Source organism: Mycobacterium paraffinicum (assembly GCF_001907675.1).
In the GTDB taxonomy this organism is placed as follows: domain Bacteria; phylum Actinomycetota; class Actinomycetes; order Mycobacteriales; family Mycobacteriaceae; genus Mycobacterium; species Mycobacterium paraffinicum_A.
Genome location: NZ_MPNT01000012.1, coordinates 62,719 through 80,309 on the forward strand (window position 1 = coordinate 62,719; position 17,591 = coordinate 80,309).

The 17,591-nt window shown below is 65.6% G+C and carries 18 protein-coding genes; 13 read left to right on the forward strand and 5 right to left on the reverse strand.

Annotated elements, in window-relative coordinates; translation table 11 throughout:
• Positions 1–37 precede the first annotated feature (37 nt).
• The 3 genes from BRW65_RS14800 to BRW65_RS14810 are packed head-to-tail and all read right to left on the reverse strand — an operon-like array spanning position 38 to position 2,540.
• Complete coding sequence (locus BRW65_RS14800; protein ID WP_279627681.1) at positions 38–802, reverse strand: aldolase/citrate lyase family protein; 765 nt, start codon at positions 800–802, stop codon at positions 38–40.
• Positions 799–1,620: a 2-oxo-hept-4-ene-1,7-dioate hydratase gene (gene hpaH / locus BRW65_RS14805; protein WP_044486510.1), complete on the reverse strand. Its 822-nt coding sequence runs from the start codon at positions 1,618–1,620 to the stop codon at positions 799–801. The genes BRW65_RS14800 and hpaH overlap by 4 nt, the downstream gene beginning before the upstream one ends.
• A complete protein-coding gene (locus tag BRW65_RS14810) occupies positions 1,617–2,540 on the reverse strand; it encodes an alpha/beta fold hydrolase (protein ID WP_073875772.1) in 924 nt (307 codons plus the stop codon). Before BRW65_RS14810 ends, hpaH begins: the two co-directional genes overlap by 4 nt.
• Positions 2,541–2,737: 197 nt before the next feature.
• Between BRW65_RS14810 and BRW65_RS14815 the strand changes: the two genes are divergently transcribed.
• The 13 genes from BRW65_RS14815 (at position 2,738) to BRW65_RS14875 (ending at position 14,606) form a co-directional block, all read left to right on the forward strand.
• Positions 2,738–2,983 carry a hypothetical protein gene (locus tag BRW65_RS14815; protein ID WP_044486513.1) on the forward strand — a complete coding sequence of 82 codons (246 nt, stop codon included), beginning with the start codon at positions 2,738–2,740 and terminating at the stop codon, positions 2,981–2,983.
• A gap of 32 nt (positions 2,984–3,015) precedes the next feature.
• The gene (locus BRW65_RS14820) at positions 3,016–4,134 is read left to right on the forward strand and encodes a thiolase family protein (protein ID WP_044488599.1); all 1,119 of its coding nucleotides are present in this window, start codon (positions 3,016–3,018) and stop codon (positions 4,132–4,134) included.
• The gene (locus BRW65_RS14825; RefSeq protein WP_073875774.1) at positions 4,131–4,571 is read left to right on the forward strand and encodes a Zn-ribbon domain-containing OB-fold protein; all 441 of its coding nucleotides are present in this window, start codon (positions 4,131–4,133) and stop codon (positions 4,569–4,571) included. Before BRW65_RS14820 ends, BRW65_RS14825 begins: the two co-directional genes overlap by 4 nt.
• Complete coding sequence (locus tag BRW65_RS14830; protein WP_199778476.1) at positions 4,568–5,857, forward strand: aromatic ring-hydroxylating oxygenase subunit alpha; 1,290 nt, start codon at positions 4,568–4,570, stop codon at positions 5,855–5,857. The genes BRW65_RS14825 and BRW65_RS14830 overlap by 4 nt, the downstream gene beginning before the upstream one ends.
• Positions 5,858–5,859: 2 nt before the next feature.
• On the forward strand, positions 5,860–6,375 hold the full coding sequence (locus BRW65_RS14835; RefSeq protein ID WP_044486517.1) for an aromatic-ring-hydroxylating dioxygenase subunit beta: 516 nt from the start codon (positions 5,860–5,862) through the stop codon (positions 6,373–6,375).
• A gap of 16 nt (positions 6,376–6,391) precedes the next feature.
• Positions 6,392–7,999: a class I adenylate-forming enzyme family protein gene (locus BRW65_RS14840; RefSeq protein WP_199778574.1), complete on the forward strand. Its 1,608-nt coding sequence runs from the start codon at positions 6,392–6,394 to the stop codon at positions 7,997–7,999.
• Positions 7,996–8,778 carry an enoyl-CoA hydratase/isomerase family protein gene (locus BRW65_RS14845; RefSeq protein WP_073875776.1) on the forward strand — a complete coding sequence of 261 codons (783 nt, stop codon included), beginning with the start codon at positions 7,996–7,998 and terminating at the stop codon, positions 8,776–8,778. Before BRW65_RS14840 ends, BRW65_RS14845 begins: the two co-directional genes overlap by 4 nt.
• A gap of 10 nt (positions 8,779–8,788) precedes the next feature.
• On the forward strand, positions 8,789–10,279 hold the full coding sequence (locus tag BRW65_RS14850; RefSeq protein ID WP_073875778.1) for an aldehyde dehydrogenase: 1,491 nt from the start codon (positions 8,789–8,791) through the stop codon (positions 10,277–10,279).
• 27 nt (positions 10,280–10,306) lie between these two features.
• Entirely contained in the window at positions 10,307–10,897 is a 591-nt protein-coding gene (locus BRW65_RS14855) for a flavin reductase family protein (protein WP_044486524.1), read from the forward strand.
• Positions 10,897–12,060: an acyl-CoA dehydrogenase family protein gene (locus tag BRW65_RS14860; protein WP_044486525.1), complete on the forward strand. Its 1,164-nt coding sequence runs from the start codon at positions 10,897–10,899 to the stop codon at positions 12,058–12,060. Before BRW65_RS14855 ends, BRW65_RS14860 begins: the two co-directional genes overlap by 1 nt.
• A gap of 44 nt (positions 12,061–12,104) precedes the next feature.
• On the forward strand, positions 12,105–13,001 hold the full coding sequence (locus BRW65_RS14865) for an LLM class F420-dependent oxidoreductase (RefSeq protein ID WP_199778575.1): 897 nt from the start codon (positions 12,105–12,107) through the stop codon (positions 12,999–13,001).
• Complete coding sequence (locus BRW65_RS14870; protein WP_073875780.1) at positions 12,998–13,750, forward strand: alpha/beta fold hydrolase; 753 nt, start codon at positions 12,998–13,000, stop codon at positions 13,748–13,750. Before BRW65_RS14865 ends, BRW65_RS14870 begins: the two co-directional genes overlap by 4 nt.
• A 142-nt stretch (positions 13,751–13,892) precedes the next feature.
• On the forward strand, positions 13,893–14,606 hold the full coding sequence (locus BRW65_RS14875) for a thioesterase family protein (RefSeq protein WP_244168094.1): 714 nt from the start codon (positions 13,893–13,895) through the stop codon (positions 14,604–14,606).
• A 6-nt stretch (positions 14,607–14,612) separates the two neighbouring features.
• Here BRW65_RS14875 and BRW65_RS14880 read toward each other — a convergent pair whose 3' ends face one another.
• A complete protein-coding gene (locus BRW65_RS14880; protein ID WP_073875785.1) occupies positions 14,613–15,842 on the reverse strand; it encodes a CaiB/BaiF CoA transferase family protein in 1,230 nt (409 codons plus the stop codon).
• 131 nt (positions 15,843–15,973) lie between these two features.
• Entirely contained in the window at positions 15,974–17,416 is a 1,443-nt protein-coding gene (locus tag BRW65_RS14885) for an AMP-binding protein (protein ID WP_244168095.1), read from the reverse strand.
• Positions 17,417–17,591 lie beyond the last annotated feature (175 nt).

Here is a 17,591-nt window from a genome sequence, read left to right on the forward strand (position 1 = left end):
ATTCTAGGTGACACTATAGTCAGAAACAATGCGTCAGTCATCGACCTCGATACCTCGCGGCCAGTTCTTCAGCACCGCGGGCCAGCAATGCCACGTCCGCTCCCACGAGCACGAAACTCGCGCCGGCCGTCATGTAGCGGCGTGCCAACGGTTCGCTGAACGCATTCACACCGGCGCGCTTACGGTGGTTCACGATGGTCGCTAACGCAGCCTCTATGGTGCTCACGATCTCCGGGTGCTCCGGTTGCCCGAGTTTGCCCAGCGAGGCTGCCAGGTCGGCCGGGCCGATGAATACGGCGTCCACCCCGTCGACGTCGGCGATCTCGCCGAGCTGAGTCAGGCCGGCCACACTCTCGACCTGAACGGTCAACGACACCGTCGCATCGGCGGTGACAAGATAGTCAGAAATGCGGTTCCAACGCGATGCCCGGGCCAACGCGCTGCCCACGCCGCGGATTCCCTGCGGTGGGTAGCGGGTGGCGGCGACGGCCGCGGCCGCGTCGTCAGGCCCGTCGATCATCGGGACGATGATGTTCTGCGCACCGACGTCGAGCAGTTGCTTGATGACTACGGGGTCGGCCGACGGCGGGCGCACCAATACGTCGACGTCCGGGTAGCCCGCCAGCACCTGTAGCTGTCCGAGAGTAGTGCGCAGATCATTGGGCGCGTGCTCCTGATCCAGCAGGAGCCAGTCGATGCCGGACCCCGCGCAAATCTCGGTGATGTAGCCGCTACCCGAGGCCACCCACATGCCGATCCGCGGGTCGCCGTCATCGATGCGCTGGGTCCACCGATTTGTCACGACGCCTCCGCGTCGAACGTCACCGAGACCGTGCCCAGGGGACCGTAGTCGGCCACGAAGCTGTCCCCCGGCTCGGCGAACACCGGCTTGGTGAACGATCCGGACAGGATGACCTCACCGCGCTCCAGTGAAACCCCGTGCGGAGCAAGCCGATTGGCCAGCCAGGCGACACCGTTACCAGGATGGTTGAGCACCGCGGCGGCCACCCCGGACTCCTCAATCGTGCCGTTGCGCAGTAGTAGCGCCGCGACCCAGCGCAGGTCGACGTCCAAGGGGCGGAATACCCGCCCGCCCAGGACCAGACCCGCGTCCGCGGCGTTGTCGGCGATGGTGTCGACGATGGTGCGCAGGTGGCCGGTGTCCGGGTCCGACATCTGCACCCTGGCGTCGAGAATCTCGAGCGCAGGAGTGACGAACTCGGCGGCCCGCAACACGTCGAACAATGTGACGCCAGGTCCGCGCAGCGTTTCGCCCAACACGAAGGCCAGCTCGACCTCGACCCGTGGCCGGATGTAGCGGCCCACCGGAATGCGGCCGCCATCCTCGATGAACATGTCGTCGAACAGCGCGCCGTAATCCGGTTCGTCGATCGACACCGCCCGCTGCATCACCTTCGACGTCAGACCGATCTTGCGGCCCTTGACTTCGCGCCCGTCGGCGACCTTCAGCGCGACGAGTGCCCGCTGCACCGCGTAGGCGTCCTCGATGGTCATGTCGGGATAGTCGAGTGACAGTTGCCGAATTGGCGTGCGGGTCTGCTCGGCCTCATACAGCCGCCGGGCGATGTCGGAGAGGTCGTCCTCGGCGGGTCTGCTCATCGGGCGAGGAACTCGATCGCCGCAGCGTTGAACGCCTCAGGGTCCTCGAAATGCGGCCAGTGCCGCACCGAGGGCATCTCGAGCACTTCTGAGTTCGGGATCAGGTCGGCAATGGTGCGCGCGGTATCCTGGTACACCCCGTGGTCCTTACCCGAGGCCACGATCATCACCGGGGCCTCGATGGCGCGCCACTTCTCGTCGGGAATCAGGTTGCGCTGCCGCACTTTCTCGTCCTGCAGGATCAGCAGCCGGTCGATGGTGTTGCGGGTGTCCTCACGCCGGTAGACCGCCTGGCGTAGACCGATGAGATCAGGCAGTCGATTGGACTCGTCGGCGATCAGGTGGGCGAATACGGCGTGCAGCGATTCCCACGTCGGCTCGTTGACCGCCTTGGTTCGTTCCGCCCGGATGCGCGCCATATTCGACGCCGAGGCCTCCCGTCCCGCCGGCGACATCAGGATCACCTTGTCTACCCGGTCGGCGTGGCCAACGGCCAGCGCGGACGCCACGAACGCGCCGAGCGACATGGCGATGACATTGGCCGACGCCATGCCGAAGTGGTCCATCACCCCTAGCACGTGCTCGACGTAGACCGCGATCTCGTAGTCGTAGTCCGGCTTGCCGGAAAACCCGTTGCCGACCATGTCGATCGCCACGCAGTGGAACTGCTGGGAGAGTGCGGCCAGGTTGGGCGCGAATGTCTCCCAATGCCCGCCGGTGCCGTGCAGCAGGATGGCGTGCGTCTGGTCCGGGTCGCCCGCCTCGGCGTAACGCGTTCGGACGGGCACTCCGTTGACTTCGACGTCGACGAACCCCTGCCGGAACTCGAGCTCCTTGAGATACATCCAGATGCTGCGGTAGTTCTCGGTGTCGACTCGGCTCACGTCGACCGCGGCGTCCGGTGCTTGTAGTTGGCTCATCTCACCTTCTCACTGTGGAGTATCTGACACATCTGTCATCTAGTGCAGACGTTGCCCCGTCTGTTTCCCATCGTCGCACAGGCCCCATGTTCCCATGTGAAGAACGACTAACGTCGCTCCACCTGTACGCGATCCGCGGGCGCGCATTGGAGAGGCCTCCATTGATTCTGACACTTGTATGCGGTAATACTGGGCAGGTGAACACTCCGGCCGGATGCCGCGTGCTTGCCGACCTGGTCAACGAGTTCGCGGCCGTGCGGTTGTCGTTGGACGTCAACGGCAACGGCCCCCGTCTGCTCGTGGAGGACCTCGAGGGCGGCGAGCACATTTTCTTGTGTCCGTTGGAGTTGGCCAGTTTCACCTTGGCCACCCCCGAAGACCGCGAAGAGTGGGTGCGGGTAGGTAACTACCGCGGTGAGCGACGGCCAACGGAGCAACCGTGAGCGCCGCCGATGCCGATCTCGTCGGCCTGGGCATGACCGCCATGTCGCTGCGGCCAGGCGCGACCCCGCTCGCGCTGGCCGTGCAAGCGAGCGCAGCTGCCCTCTCCGACGCCGGGATCGATCGTGCTGATGTCGATGGGATCCTGGTCGCCTCGTCGCAGGGCGTCCGGCCAGACCGGCTGGGCGTCGGCTTCGCCGCGACCGCCGGCTTTACCGACCTGCGCCTGCTGGAGCACGTGGAGATCAAAGGCGCCACGACCATCGCCATGATCCAGCGCGCTCGTCACGCGATCGTCACCGGTGAGGCCGCGACCGTGCTGTGCGTCTTCGCCGACGCACCCTTGGTGGCCGGCCGCGGCGCAGGGTCGACCTATGCCCACAGCGGCGGCAACGTCGGGGTGCGCGGGCTGGAGCGGGCTTCGGGGCTGCTGGGCTCGGTGCCAACGTATGCGCTGCTGGCCCAGCGCTGGTTGCATGTCACCGGGACCAGCGCCGACGCGCTGCGTTCGGTGGTCACCACGGCGAGGAATTGGGCACGCGGCAATCCCGACGCGGTCAACCGAGAGCCGCTCGACGACGCCGACTACACCGCTTCCCCGATGATCGCCGAGCCGCTGCGATTGTTGGACTGCGCGCGGCCGGTGAATGGGGCGGTCGCCGTCGTGCTGACCGGGCGGCCCGCGGTCGGCGGCAGCCGATTACGGGTTCGCGGCGCCGGGCGCGAGCATCCGGTGCGGCGTCGTCGCGGTGGAGCCGAATCATGGTTCGGCGGCGGTGGCCGCGCGGTGCAGGACGCACTCGACCAGGCCGGCATGGTCCGCTCAGATCTGCACGTCGCCGAGCTGTACGACCCGTTCTCGGTCGTCACTCTGGCGCTGCTTGACGAATACCGGCTCACCGGCGACGTGCCCGCGGGTGCGTTCGTACGTGACGGCCACACTGGGCCTGGTGGGACGCTGCCGACCAATACCGGCGGTGGCCAGCTTTCCGGTTTTTACCTGCAGGGAATGACGCCCTTGGCGGAGGCGATGATTCAGCTGCGCGGCACCGGCGGGCAGCGTCAGGTTCCGGGGGCCACGGTGGCGCTGGTCGGCGGCATCGGCGGCCGGATGGACCACCATGCTGCGTTGGTATTGGAGCGCGCCGCATGACCGCCACCGCGGTCGAGGACTGGCTGCTGGACACTGCGTTGGCCCCCGCCGCCGATGACGATCTGCTGGCGCCGTTGTACCGGGCGGCCGCTCGCAACGAGCTTGCGGTGCCGTTCTGCGCGGCGTGCGCGCTGGCGTTGGAGCTCGACCAGGAGGTCTGCGACGGTTGCGGGCACAGCGAACGGGATTGGCGAACAGTCGAACCGCGCGGGACCGTACATGCCGCGACGCTGATGCACCGGCGCGAGCCAGGCCTCGTGCACGGAGTGGTGCCCTACCCCATTGTCGACGTCGAACTGTCGAGCGGACACCGGATGGTGATGACCAGCGTGCAGTCCGCGGAGACCGCATCGCCTATCGGCGCGGCGGTGCGCATCGGTTTCCGACACCTCGGCGGCGTCGCCATCCCGGCCATCGACATTTTGGAGGACCAGTGACCACACTTGAATCCGCGCCTGCGACAGACAGTTTCGACGTCGGGACCGTCGTACGCAGCGACCGGGTGCACGGAAGTGTGTACACGTCCGCCGACATCTTCCGCCGCGAAATGGACAGCATCTTCAAGACCGGGTGGGTCTACGTCGCGCATGAGAGCGAGGTCAGCGAGCCGGGTGACTACCTCACCCGGATGATCGGACACGACCCCGTCGTCGTGGCGCGCGGCAAGGACGGCGTCATCCGGGTGGTCCTCAACCGCTGCACCCACCGGGCCAACAAGCTCTGCAACGCCGAGAAGGGCAACGCGAACTCGTTCCGGTGCCCATATCACGGCTGGACCTTCAGCAATACCGGTGCGTTGCAGGGTGTTCCGATGCGCGAAGGTTACGGCGAGGCTTTCAACCAGGTCCGCTCCGAACTGGGCCTCGCCCAAGCGCCTCGCGTGGACAGCTACGGCGGATTCATCTTCGCGTCGCTCGCTTCGGAAGGCGTTTCGCTGACCGAGCATCTCGGCAACGCGACACGCGCCATCGACCGGCTGCTGAACCTGTCCCCCACCCGCACGATCGACTTGCGGGCCAACTGGATGAAGCACCTGCACCATGCCAACTGGAAGATGGTGGTGGAGAACAACGTCGACGGCTACCACGCATTGTTCACCCATGCCTCGGTGTACGACGCGATCAAGCCCGCCAAAGTGTCGCATGTCCCGACCAAGGTCGATGTGCTGGTCCGCGACCTCGGCAACGGTCATTCCGAGATCGACTACAGCGACGAATACCGCAAGCTCGACGAGGAATTCGTCTGGTACGGGCGCATCCCACGGACCAAGCTCGCCGACTACGTCCAGGCACTCGAAGGTGCGTACGGTCCCGAGCAGGCGCACAATGCACTGGTTGTCGGCCCACCACACACATTGATCTGGCCCAACCTCTTCCTGGCCGAGATGAACGTCATGTTCGTCGAACCGCAGGCCCCCGACCGCACCATCGCCTACACCACCGCGGTCCTCATACCCGGCCAGGACGCGTTGAACGAACGCACGCTGCGCCGCTCCGAGGGGGCGATGGGCCCGGCCGGCTTCTTGATCGCGGACGACGGAGAGATCGGCATGCGCAACCAGGCCGGGCTCGCCGCCGAGTTGCCCGAGTGGCTGGTGCTGGCCCGCGGCGTCGACGGCGATGTGACCGACGAAAGCGGAATCATCAACCGCGACAAAAGCGCCGAGACTCCCCAGCGCGGTTTCTACTCGCACTGGGCCGCGGTCGTCGGCGGAATGGCCTGAGCATGACCGCCGACTCCCAAACCCAGACACGTCCCGCCCTGCGCCCGCTGCCCGACGCCGAGATCCTGTCGTTTCTGTATCTAGAGGCGCGGCTGGCCGACGAGGGCCGCTACTCGGAGTGGGAGGAATTGTGGGCCGACGACGACGACGCGGTCGAATACCGCGTCCCGATGCACCCCGGCGACGACCCGCGCACCACGCTGGCCTACATCAACGACAACCGGCGACGGATCAAAAGCCGGGTAGCCCAGCTCAACACCGGCAACCGGCACTCCCAGACACCACCGTCGGTGATGCGTCGCGTCATCTCCAACAGCGAAGTGGTGGACACCGGCGCCGACACCGTCACAGTGCAATCCAACTTTGCGTTGTTCGAATACCGTCTACGTCAACGCTTCTGGGCCGGTCACGTCCTTCACACGATCCGCCGCTCACCGGACGGCCCGCGGCTGATCCGCAAAATCGTGCACCTGATCGACGCGAGCGGACCGGTCGAGACACTCGCTTTCCTGATTTGAAGGGCCGTTTCCTTTGCTGCTCATCGGTGACATCGCAACCAACAACGCGCGCCGCTACCCCGACAAGTGTGCGCTCGTCGACGGCGACCGGACGCTGACCTGGCTTGAGGTCGACGAGCGGTCCCGTCGGCTCGCCGCCTTCCTGATCAACCGGGGGCTCACCCCGGGCGACCGGGTAATGGTGCTCGCCCGCAATTGCATTGAATGGCCGGAGATCTCGTTCGGTCTGGCGAAGGCCGGGCTGATCGCGGTACCGGTCAACATCCGGCTGGCGCCCGACGAGGTCGCCCACGTACGCGACGACTCCGGCGCACGAGCGGTGATCATTCACGCCGATCACCTCGAGAAGTTCCTCGGCGAATTAACCGAGTTGGCACTGATCGTGGGGGTGGGCGCCAGCTCAGCACTCGGCACAAGCGAACTAGTCACCGACTACGACACGGCGCTGACACAAGCACAGCCCAGCGTTCCGCGTCGCGACGTCACCGCGGACGACGTCGCGGTCATCCTGTACACCAGCGGCACTACCGGTCGAGCCAAGGGTGTGATGCACACTCACCGCGCCTTGCTCTACCAGGCGGCGGACACGAATCTCGTGACCGAGGCCAATCGCTCGGATGTCATGCTGGCCACCACTCCGTTCTTCACCGCCGGCGGCATGGTCCGCACAGTGTCTTGGCTGTATCTCGGCCAGACCATGGTGATCCATCAGAAATTCGATCCGCAGGCGGTGATCGACGAGATCGAGCGCAGCGCCATCACCTTCACGACGTTCATCCCGACGATGCTGCACCGGACCCTGGCGATCCTGGAAGAGGGTCCGCCGCGCGACATGTCGAGCCTGCGGCGCATCTCCTACGGGTCGGCCCCCGTGCCGCCCGGGCTGGCACGCAAAGCGATGGACCTGCTCGGCTGCGACCTGCAGCAACGCTACGGGTTGACCGAATGCGGCGGACAGGCAACGATTCTCACCCCGCAAGATCATCGCGACATCGTTGCCGGCAAAACGTCGATCGCTACCTCGTGCGGCCGGGAGACTCCGATGTGCGTGATCCGCGTCATCGACGTTGACGGCAACGACGCCGCACCCGGGGACGTCGGTGAAATCGTGATCACCAGCCCCGCCAACGCCGTCGGCTACTGGAACAGGCCCGAACAGACCACGGAGACGTTCCGGCCCGACGGTTTGCGCAGCGGCGACCTTGGCTACCTCGACCGCGAGGGTTACCTGCATATCACGGGCCGCAAAACCGATCTGATCATCTCCGGCGGGTTCAACGTCTACCCGGCAGAGATCGAACGGGTACTCGCTCAGCACGACGGCGTCGACATGGTGGCGGTCGTTGGGGTCCCTGACCCCGAGTGGGGTGAGACGCCGGTCGCCGCGGTGATCGCCAAAGCCCACGTCAGCGATCACGATGCGCTGACCGCCGAACTGGCTGCGTTGTGCCGCGCCGAATTGGCCGGCTACAAGCAGCCGCGCCGCTTCGTGTTCTGGCGCGAATTCCCCTTGGGCCCCGCGGGCAAGATCCTCAAACGCGAGATCGCTAACCAGGTTAGTCATGTCGGCGACTCGGGTGCGAAGATGCCGGTACCGACCGGATCGACCGAGGAGCGCCCGTGATCGAGCAGACCGACTTCGCCGCCATCGAGTTCCAGGTAAGCGACCACGTCGCCACCGTGGCGCTCAACCGGCCGGAGCGACTGAACAGCTTCACCGAACAAATGGCCGCCGAACTCGCCAGAGTCTGGGCCCGAGTCCGCGACGACGAGGACATCCGGGTCGCGGTGCTGTGCGCGAACGGCGAACGCGCCTTCTGCACCGGCATCGACGTGACCGAAGGCACCTGGTGGAAACACCGACCGATCTTCAACCAGGAAGACCCCGGCGAATTACTGGGACCCAAGGCGCACAAGGTCTGGAAGCCGGTGATCGCGGCACTGCACGGCATCGTGGCCGGCGGAGCCATGTACTTCGTCAATGAGTGCGACTTCTCGATCTGCAGCGAGACGGCCACGTTCTTCGACCCCCATGCCAACGCCGGCATTGTCTCGGCGTTGGAGCCAATGGGCATGCTGGCCCTCGGCGTGCCCTACGGCGAGGTGATGCGGTGGGCCTTACTGGGCAGTGAGGAGCGCATGTCCGCGCAGACCGCCCTGCGCATCGGGCTGGTCACCGAGGTGGTCCCCGACGATCGACTACGCGCCCGCGCTTTCGAACTGGCCGCTGAAATCGCTGCGCGCAGACCTAATGGTGTCCAGGGCACCGTGCGTGCGATGTGGGAAGCCCGCGATCTGACCCCGAGTGTGGCTGCCCGACATGGCAAGTTCTACACCGACCTCGGCAACGCCGGCGCCACCCCGGACTCGTTGAACAACAAGAAGAAACCCCGAACCCGGTGAGGAAGGGCCGATGACCGACATAGCGATCGAGCAGCTGGTCCATTTCGACCTGCTCATCGGGGGCGAATCATCCTCCGCCGCAACGGGAGCGACCTACGACAGCGTCGACCCCTTCACGGGCAGACCCTGGGCGCGGGTACCCGACGGTGGGGCCGCCGACGTGGACCGCGCGGTCGCCGCGGCCCGGGCTGCGCTGAACGGACCGTGGGGTGCGCTCACCGCCACCGCCCGCGGCAAGCTGCTCCTTCGTCTCGGCGAAATCATCGCGCGCGAGGCCGAGCAGCTCGCCGAACTCGAGGTGCGCGACGGCGGCAAGCTGGTTCGCGAAATGGTCGGCCAGATGCGGTCGCTGCCGGACTACTACTCCTACTACGGCGGGCTGGCCGACAAGCTGCAGGGCGACGTCATACCGGTCGACAAGCCCAACTACTTCGTATACACCCGCCACGAACCCGTCGGCGTGGTCGGCGCGATCACACCCTGGAATTCGCCGCTGCTGCTACTGACCTGGAAATTGGCCGCCGGTCTGGCCGCGGGTTGCACCTTCGTCGTCAAGCCCAGCGACCACACCCCGACATCGACGCTCGCGTTCGCAAAATTGTTCGCCGAAGCAGGATTTCCGCCGGGCGTCATCAACGTCGTCACCGGCTGGGGCCCGGAGACCGGTGCCGCGCTCGCGTCGCACCCGGGTGTCGACAAGATCGCGTTCACTGGATCGACGGCTACCGGCATTCAGGTGGGCAAGGCCGCGATCGAGAACATGACGCGGTTTTCCCTCGAACTCGGCGGCAAGTCGGCGCAGGTGGTGTTCGACGATGCCGACCTCGACGCCGCGGCCAACGGGGTGATTGCCGGCGTGTTCGCCGCCACCGGCCAGACGTGTCTGGCGGGCTCACGGCTGCTGGTCGCTGAGAGCGTCGCCGATGCTCTGGTGGACAAGATCGTCGCCAGGGCGGCGACCATCAAACTGGGTGACCCGAAGGATCCGGCGACAGAGATGGGTCCGGTGTCCAATCAGCCACAGTACGAGAAGGTGCTGTCGCACTTCGCTTCTGCCCGTGAGCAGGGAGCGACCGTCGCCTACGGCGGTGAGCCGGCCACCGACCTGGGCGGTTTCTTCGTCAAGCCGACGGTGCTGACCGGTGTCCACCCGTCGATGCGGGCCGTCGCCGAGGAGATCTTCGGACCGGTGCTGGCGGTGATGACCTTCGCCGACGAGGACGAGGCCGTCGCCGCTGCCAATAGCACCGAGTTCGGATTGGCCGCGGCGGTGTGGACCAAGGACGTCCACCGGGCGCACCGGGTAGCGGCCAAGCTGCGCGCCGGCACGGTGTGGGTCAACGCCTACCGCGTTGTCGCGCCGCATGTTCCGTTCGGCGGCACCGGCTACAGCGGCATCGGGCGGGAGAACGGCATCGACGCCGTCAAGGACTTCACCGAGACCAAGGCGATATGGGTAGAACTGTCGGGCGCCACCCGCGACCCATTCACACTCGGCTGACCAATCCACTCGACAAGGAGAACAGACATGACACTCGACCTGGGGGCCGCCGACAAGGTGCTGGCCGGACTGCGGCCGTTTCCGGTGGCGGTCACCACGATTGACGACGGCTTCGCCAATGGGTTGATCTCGCTGTCTGCGGGCTCGGCCAGCATCGTGCCGGAACTGCCACGCGCCACTGTCAGCCTGACCAAATACAACAAATCGCACGACATGCTGGTCAACTCCAGCGTCTTCGTGATGCACATGCTCTCGGCCGGACCGGACGAGATCGACAAGTCGATGGAGATCCTGATGACCCTCGGCGGCAGTTCGGGCCGCGACGGCGACAAGATGTCGAACTTGCGAACCAAACCGGGCGTCACGGGTGCGCCGATCCTGCTCGACGCACACAGCTACGTCGAGTGCCGCATCACCGGGTCGTTGGACAACGATGAGAACACCATCTTCGTCGGAGACGTCGTGGCTGCGGAGGTGTTCAGCACCGCGCAACGGCTGCGGATCGGTGAAGCGTGGGGCAAGCTGCCACACGAGTGGATAGACCAGTACGAGGCGAACCACGAGCCCCAGCTGCAGAGTGCACGCGACCTGCGGGCGGCAGCAGCGGCGCGGGTCTGATGGCCGAAGAGCCTTCTGGCGCATGGCAGCTGCCCGAAGAGCTGGTGATGTTGCGCGACACCGTGCGGCGGTTCATGGCTACCCAGGTGCATCCGCTCGAAGAGAAGCTGGACCATGACGCGGTCGGATTACCTCGCGAACAACTCGTGCAGTTGCAGGCGAAAGCGAGGGAGCTCGGACTGTGGGCGCTGCAGACGCCGGCCGAGTACGGCGGCGCCGGGCTCAGCGTGCTCGGCCAAGTCGTGGTCGCCGAAGAAGCCGCGAAATGCCATATGGGAGCGTTCTTTCCGGCCCTCGGTGCGTTCGGTGGCAACCCACCCAACATCATGTTCAAGGCATCGCCCGAGCAGTTCGAGAAGTACGCCAAACCTGTCATCGACGGCGTCATGTCCAAGGCGTACACCGCAATCACCGAGGCCTCCGGGGGATCTGACCCGGCGCGGGCGATCAAGCTCAGAGCGACGCGCGACAACGGCGGCTATGTGCTCAACGGCGCCAAGATGTGGATTTCGCATGCCCCGCATGCCGACTGGGGGGTGGTGTACGCCCGCACCGGCGAGGGGCGACAGGGGATCTCGGCATTCATTGTCGAAAAGGACACTCCTGGTGTCTCGTTCAACCGCATCCCTGTGATGGCGTCCTTCGCCCCCTACGAGCTGCACTTCGACAATGTTAGGGTCCCGGCCGAGCAACTGATCGGTGTTGAGGGACAGGGCTTTTCGTTGGCCACCGAGTTCCTGGTGCACGGCCGTATCGTGTACGGGGCCGGGCCGATCGGCATCGCGCAGAGCGCACTGGACATGACCTGCCAGTGGGCCAAGGACCGGGATGTTTTCGGCGGCAGACTCGCTGACAAGCAGGGCGTCAAGTGGATGCTTGCGGACAGTGAGGTAGACCTGCGGGCCGCCCGGCTGCTGATCTACCAAGCTGCGTGGAACGCCGACCTCGGACGCGACGTCCGGGTAGACGCCTCGGCGGCCAAGTTGTTCGCCACCGAGGCCGCCTACCGAGTTCTGGACCGCTGCATCCAGATTCACGGTGCACTGGGAATCTCCACCGAACTGCCGCTGGAACGATGGTTTCGCGACCTGCGGGTCAAGCGGCTCGGCGAAGGCGCCACCGAGGTGCAGCGTGAGATCGTCGCCCGATCGCTGGTGCGGTAGCGGGCCGAACAAGGAGTCGGAGGGACGAAGTGCGCTACAACCTGATGTTCCCGATGCGGGCCGTCAAACACTGGAGCCGCTGGTGTGAGGGCGCCGGCATCGGTGATGTCGCGCGGTTAGTGGAAGATGCCGGCTTCGACGGCTTTTCGATGTCCGAACACCCCTATCCCGACCGGGACTGGCTGGCTCGCGGCGGGCACCACGCTTTCGACCCGTTCGTGTCGCTGAGCTTCGCGGCTGCCGCCACCACCCGCATCCGACTGATGACCTACATCCTGGTGTCGGGTTATCGCAGCCCCTTTCTGACGGCGAAGGCCGCAGCGAGCTTCGATCTGCTCTCCGGGGGTCGGTTCACACTCGGCACTGGCGCGGGCTACCTCAAGACCGAATTCGAGGCCTTGGGCGCTGATTTCGACCGGCGCGGCGTGCTGCTCGACGAGGCGATCGCGGCGTGGAAGGCGACCTGGACCGGCGTCGAGCACGACGGACCGGCCTTCGGAGTGAGCGGTCACGTCGCGTTACCGCCGCCGCTGACCACGGGCGGTCCGCCGATCTGGATCGGTGGCAACGGCGCAGCTGCACAGCGGCGCGCCGTCGAGATCGCCGACGGCTGGATGCCGATGGCGGCATCGGGCGAGATGGCCGCGATCACCCGTTCCCGCCCACTCGAGGACATCGACACGCTCGGCGAGTGGGTCGCAAGAGTGAACAAGCGACGGGCCGAGGCGGGTCGCAGCGCTGCCGACGTCGCCTTCGTCCCGTTCGAAGCAGGCCTGCTTGCGAGCGGCGACTGCGAGACCTTCTGCGCTGCAGTGCAACCACGGCTCGAGGCCTACGCTGAGGCCGGCGTTACGTGGATCACCATCGAGCCGGCCAGCAGGAGCTTCACCGACTTTCGTACCGACATCGACATGCTGAGCTCTCAGCTGATTCACCGATGACCGGCCGCGACAGGTCGCTGCCCGACCTCGTGCTCGTCCACGGCGGCGAACACGCCGGTGACTGCTGGCATCTCGTCATCAACGAAATATGTTGCCGCGAGCCGGGCCTGCGGACTCTTGCAGTGGATCTGCCTGGTCACGGGAACAAGGCCGGCGACCTGGCCACCGTCACGATCGCTGACTGGGTCGACTCTGTCGTCGCCGACATCGAAAACGCTGGTCTCGGTGACATCGTGATCGTCGGCCACTCGATGGCGGGCGTGACGGTGCCCGGCGTCGTCAGCAAGCTCGGTTCATCGCGGGTCCGAGAGATGATCCTCGCGACGGCATTTGTACCGCCTCAGGGTTCGGCCATCGCGGACACCCTCGGCGGCCCGCTGGCGATCTTCGCCCGGCGCGCCGCCCGGATCGGCAGACCCATGAAGATTCCGGCACCGGCGGCGCGGTGGGCATTCTGCAACGGGATGACCCCGGCGCAGCGCCGGCTGACGATGTCGAAGCTGCACGCTGAGTCGGCGCGGATACCCGCGGAGCCGGTCGACCGCAGCGGACTACCGACCGACGTGCCACGCACCTGGATATTGACCACCCGTGACCGCGCCTTATCGGTAGCCTCTCAGCACGCGAGCATCGCCGCGCTCGGCGGCGTGGAAACCGTCATACCCGTCGACGCCTGCCACGAGGTGATGTTCAGCCATCCGGCACGATTGGCCGAGATACTCATCGAGCGATGCCGGTTAAGGGGCTAGAGATCAGGTCACAGACTCATCGACGAATCAATCCGACCCAGCACCGACGTGCTTCTTCATCACCGACGGGAAAGGCTACCTCCCAACCCTTTTGGCACGAGGGCCGTGGGGTCCGTCGATCAGTGGTAACTACATCGGCGGGATGCTGGGGCGAGCGGTGGAGCGGGAAGTCGACGACGCCGGCCTGCAGCCTGCGCGGCTGACGGTGGATCTGCTCAGGCCAGTGGCGCTGCAGCCCTTACAGATGCACGCTTCGGTGGTGCGTGACGGCCGCCGCCTCCGACTGGTCGACGCGACCATGACTCAGGACGACGTGATGGTGGCCCGGGCCAGCGCACTGTTCCTCCGCCGCAGCGAGCATGCCGCCGACACGGTGTGGACGTCACCCGTCACAATGCCCGCAGTGCCGGCGGAGCCCGCCGTGCTGGCCGGCGACGTTCCCATGGTGTTTCACTCCTTCGGCCGGGACCCGGTCGCGGGCAGTCCGGGTGTCGGGGTCAAAGAGTGGCGACACCATGGGCAGAAATTCGCGTGGATGCGCGAGACGAAGTTCCTTGTCGACGACGAGCCACTGTCGCCTTTCACTCGCGCCGTCATGGCTGCTGACGTCACCAGCTCGTTAACCCATTGGGGCACTGAAGGATTGCAGTTCATCAACGCCGACTACACGGTGACGCTCAGCCGCTTGCCGCAAGGTGTCTACATCGGATTGGCTTCGCTCACGCACTACAGCCACGCCGGGGTCGCCACCGGCGTGGCAACCCTTTTCGACGAAACCGGACCTATTGGCAGCGGCATGGCAACGGCGTTGGCGAACCCGGGATTCACGCCGCCACCGTCGATAGTCGTGACCTGACAGCGCTCAGGTGATGGCGCCTTCAATTTTCAGCTCGATCAGGTCGTGGTCGTCCATGCCGAGTTCCCGCAGCACCTCGTCGGTATGTTCGGCGAACAGCGGTGCACGGGTGAGGTGGGCGGCGGCTTCGTCGAACTTCACCGGGTTGGCCACCAGCCGTTGCTGATTGCCCTGGGCGTCTTTGACGTCGGCGATGCGGCCGTTGGCGATCAACGACTCGTCCTGAGCGACCTCCCAGGCATCCTGGACCGCAGACCACTGGCCGTGGAGAAGGCTGAGCAGCCGCGTACAGTCATCGAAGGTTCGCGATCCGATCGCGTCGGCGAGCAACGCGGTGGCTTCATCGGCGTTGGCTGCCAACGACTCGAGCGAGGCGAATCGCTCGTCCACAGCGGCCGCGTCGAGTCCGAAGAGTCGGCAAACGGGGGTCCAGTAACGCGTGGGCTGAAGCATCGAGAGCTGAATGAAGCGACCGTCCGAGCACCGGTAGGCACCGGTGAGCGGGTTGCCCGGGGTTTGGGTCCGCTGGTCGATCTTGGGCAGCGGGCAGCCGTAGAGCATCGCGAGGTTGACGTTGGACTGATTGGCCCACGCCCCGACCGCCAACAAAGACACATCGATGACGGACGTTTGTCCCGTCATTTGTCGGCCGTAGAGCGCGGCGGCAACCGCGCCGGCGATGGTGATGCCGCCGATGTTGTCCCCGAATGCGCCCGCCGGCATTCCCGCGGGTACCTCGGATTCGGTCGACGTGACCCCGTCGGCGTTGCCGGCCCGCGCCCAAAACGCCGTTGCGTCGTGCGCGCCCGTCTCACGATCGGGCCCCTCGCTACCGAAGCCGCTGCCCGCGACATAGACGATCGACGGATTGATACGCCGTACCTCATCCAGGTCGATCCGTAATTTCGCTCTCGCCTGCGGCAACAGGTTTGTCAGGAAGACATCACTGCGCCGGACGAGCTCCTCGAACACCGGCCGAGTCTGCCTCAACGCCAGAGACATCCCGACACTGCGCTTGCCCCGGTTGGGGGCTTCGACCGTAGGCGAAAACGAAACTCCCGGTGCGGTCGCGGACCGACCGGCGACAGTGACGAGTCCCCTCTGTGCGTCCCCCGTCACTGGGTTCTCGATCTTGATGACATCGGCGCCCCAGTCGGCGAGGACCGCGCCAGCCGAAGGCACGAAGGTGAATTGCGCGACCTCGAGGACACGCACACCGGTCATCGGTTTTTGCATCCGCTCACCTCTGTCCTGCTGGCGACGCTGCTTAGTGCCAACATAGGTTACTAGGTAAGCAATGTCGAGGTCATCTCTCAACGGGTTGTCTCCAGCTGGAGATTTGCCCGACGAAGGCACCTACAGGGATGTCAACGTCTTCGGCGCGGCCGGACAGATCGGCCCACGACACCGAAATGGTCGCTGCGCAGTTGCGCTTTGCGTACCTTGCCCAGCGACGTGCGCGGTAACTCGTCGACGATGGCGAGACGTTCTGGGGTCTTCTGCCTCGCCAACCCGGATGCGGCGAAGTGGGCCCGCAGGTCCTCGAGGTCGAGCACGCACCCCGGCTTGAGAATCACTATCGCGGCGACCACCTCGCCGTAACGCGAATCCGGCGCCGCGACGGCAACGCCGTCGGCGACCGCGGGGTGCGCGTTGAGGACCTCTTCGACCTGACCCGAGGAGATGGTCTCGCCGCCACGGATGACGACGTCCTTGATCCGGTCGGTGATGGTCAATCTGCCTTGGGCATCGAGCTGCCCGAGATCACCGGTACGGAACCAACCGTCGTCAGTGAACGCCTCAGCGTTCAGCGAAGGATCCTGGTAACCGATGAATTGATCGGGACCGCGCACGACGACCTCGCCGTCCACGCCCGGCGGGCAGTCTGCGCCGTCGGTCCCGAGGATGCGGATCTCCGAACCTGGCAGGGGTTTTCCATCGGTGCTCAGCCGGGCCCACTCCGGCTCGCCCTCGTGTTCGCCAGTGACAGTAGGATGTTCGGTGGCGCCGTAACTGCGGAAAGTGCTGATTCCGGCTTGCGCAGCGCGACGGCCGATCTCAACGGCGACCGGTGCCGCGCCCACCAGAAACTCCCGCAGACTTGCCAGCTTGTTCCCCGTGTCACCCAGATCCAGGATGCCCGACAAGTGAAACGGCGTGCCTGCGGTGCAGGTCACCCCGAAACGATGCACCACCTCGACCGCGACTGCTGGGTCCCAGCCGTCAATGAAGACGGTCCGGTTGCCATTGATCAACGGTCGCAGCATCGACCCCACTCCGGCGATGTGGCCGGGCGGAAAGGAAACCAGCGACACATCGTCGGGCTTACTTGCCAGCAACGCCGGCATGGTCTTCTGCTCGGCGAGAACCGTATTGTGGCTATGCTGCACACCTTTGGGCGCAGAAGTGGTGCCTGAGGTGTACAGCAGTAGGCATATATCGTCGGCGTCCACGGCGGGTCGCCGGTACAGCGCGGCGTTTGCATCGAGTTGGGACCACGCGAGGTAGCCGTCGCCGGGCTTGGCGTCCAGCACGACCACGTGTTTCAAGGAATCGATGCGCGAAAGCTCGTGCAGCCGTTCGCTGTACACGATCGATCCATGGCGCCCAGGCATGATCAGCACTTTCGCGGACGACTGCTCGAGAATGAACGCGACCTCGCGCACGCCGTAGATGTGGACGATCGGCACCAACACCGCCCCGCACAGCAACACCGCCTGATAGGCGACCGCGCACTCGACACGGTTCGTCAGCTGTACCGCGACGGCATCGCCGTCGCGTACCCCAAGCCGCTGCAGCGACGCAGCCACAGCAATGGCTCGGTCGTGGATATCGTGGACTGTCCGATTGCACACCGCGTCTCCGGCAACGAACGTCACTGACACACTGCCAGTTTCGGCCGCTCCGGCTTCGAAAGCGTCTAAGCAGGTGCGGTCCGAATACCAACCTTCGCGATACCACCTGGCGCGGTTGTTGAACGGCATT